The sequence below is a fragment of the Olleya namhaensis genome (assembly GCF_900114005.1).
GTDB classification, from domain to species: Bacteria; Bacteroidota; Bacteroidia; order Flavobacteriales; family Flavobacteriaceae; genus Olleya; species Olleya namhaensis.
Genome location: NZ_FORM01000023.1, coordinates 1 through 1,758 on the forward strand (window position 1 = coordinate 1; position 1,758 = coordinate 1,758).

The 1,758-nt window shown below is 28.0% G+C and carries 2 protein-coding genes; both read left to right on the top strand.

Annotated features, from left to right (window positions below; genetic code table 11):
- The first annotated feature begins 131 nt into the window (after positions 1–131).
- A complete protein-coding gene (locus BMZ09_RS15920) occupies positions 132–635 on the top strand; it encodes a hypothetical protein (RefSeq protein ID WP_090842487.1) in 504 nt (167 codons plus the stop codon).
- Positions 636–795: 160 nt separating this feature from the next.
- On the top strand, positions 796–1,497 hold the full coding sequence (locus tag BMZ09_RS15925) for a hypothetical protein (protein WP_090842488.1): 702 nt from the start codon (positions 796–798) through the stop codon (positions 1,495–1,497).
- Positions 1,498–1,758: the final 261 nt, after the last annotated feature.

The following is a 1,758-nucleotide window of genomic DNA, read 5'->3' on the forward strand; positions in this document are numbered from 1 at the left end:
TACATTTATCTTTAGACTATAAAACACCTAATATGGTATACAAATTATCAGCCTAAATTCAATTTTAACCTGTAGCCATATTTCAGGACTAGACATATCCCAAAAATACGGAAAACTGAAATTGACAAAATATGAATTATAAAAAAACAGTTTCTTTTTTAATCAAGTTAATAGCTTTTGTTGCTGTTTTTTTTATTACGAAATTCATTTTTAACGAATATAAAGCCTACAATTTACCCTATGGAAAAAAGGCTAATGAAATTAGAACATCAGCTAATATTCCGACAATTAAAAGTTTTATGTATTCTAAAAATGTGAATAAAAAATTATTGGGAAATCAATGGGTAAGTATTAGAAAAGAACCGAAAAAAGGAGAAGTATTGCATATTTGGAAATTAGCTATTCCGGAAGATGAAAGCGGAACTTTACGCGAAGAAAAGGATGCTTTCAGAAAAACAGAGGAAAATGGAAAAACCTTTCAGCTAAATTTAAAATCAATCGTTGAAAATGATATTATTACAAAACAAGATGCCATTTTGTTTGAAGTTCCAAGCTCAAATGACAATCGAAAAGAAATTAGGGGAACTGAATTACAAACGTTGATTTCAGAATGGAAAATACTCGAACTGAAATAATACTGCGTACAACACCGTGTATAATTAATTGCTTGGTTCTAGCCTACTTGCGAAAATTCCTGCGGAATTTTCACGGGTTCGTAAATGTTTATTAACTTAGTCGCTAAACCACGCAACTAACCATACACAATCACGTTGGCAAACATTTGACAGAACTATTATGAAAATAAAAATTTTACTTATAACATTGATTTTGATTTCTTGCCAAACAAAAGGAAAAAAGGAACAAATCGAAATTAAACAAAGTGAAAAAAAAGTAGAACAAAAAGTAAAACAGGCTTCTGAATTAATAAATAACGGAGAATACTTTAAAGTAAGACTTTTTCATCCAGAAACTGAAATAGAATTTGACAGTATTGTATCAAAAGAATTTATAAAAGATGATTTATTTACTCTATTGGAATTTAATTATCCAAGATTTAAATCAAAACTAATTGACAAAAATTCAATAGAACTCATAAAAGGGAATATAAAAATTGTAATTAAGACAACTGAATTCCAAAAAGGCAAAAGAGAATTGAAATTTGATTCTAATGAAAAATTTCTTGAAAAAATTGATGGAAAAGATATTTATGGAACTGACGGGAATATTCCTAAAAAGGAAATATCAGATTTATATTTAATAGTTGATAACTTAAAAATAGAAATACCTAAAAAACAATACAATGATTTGTTTGAACCAACAATAGAGTGTTTAAATGATAACGATGATTTGTATTGCTATACAGTCGCTTATTTAAACGAAAAAGGAGAAATAATATTGACAATGCAAAATAGTGATGGAGCAGGAAGTTATATGGTTATTTTCTTATTTGATAAAAAGTATAATCTGAAGGAAAGAATAATCGGATATCAATTTTAAATAAAACGATTTGCCAACACCGTATATAATTTATTGCTGGCTTATCGCTTACTTACGAAAGTCCTCGCGGACTTTCTTGGTCGGTAAATATTTACTAAATTAGTTGCTTAAACCACGCAACAAACCATATACATAAACGTTAGCATACATTTATGAAATGAATTTCCCTGAAATAGGTTGACTAAAAATTAAGCAATTAATTACAGTCACTTATGAAAACAAAAAATGAACACTGGCTAAAAAAAAGCTATCAAAAAGCTA

What these genes read in the sequence shown, in the direction of transcription:
- BMZ09_RS15920 (WP_090842487.1), top strand. Translation starts at nt 132, where the DNA reads ATGAATTATAAAAAAACAGTTTCTTTTTTAATCAAGTTAATAGCTTTT.
- BMZ09_RS15925 (WP_090842488.1), top strand. Translation starts at nt 796, where the DNA reads ATGAAAATAAAAATTTTACTTATAACATTGATTTTGATTTCTTGCCAA.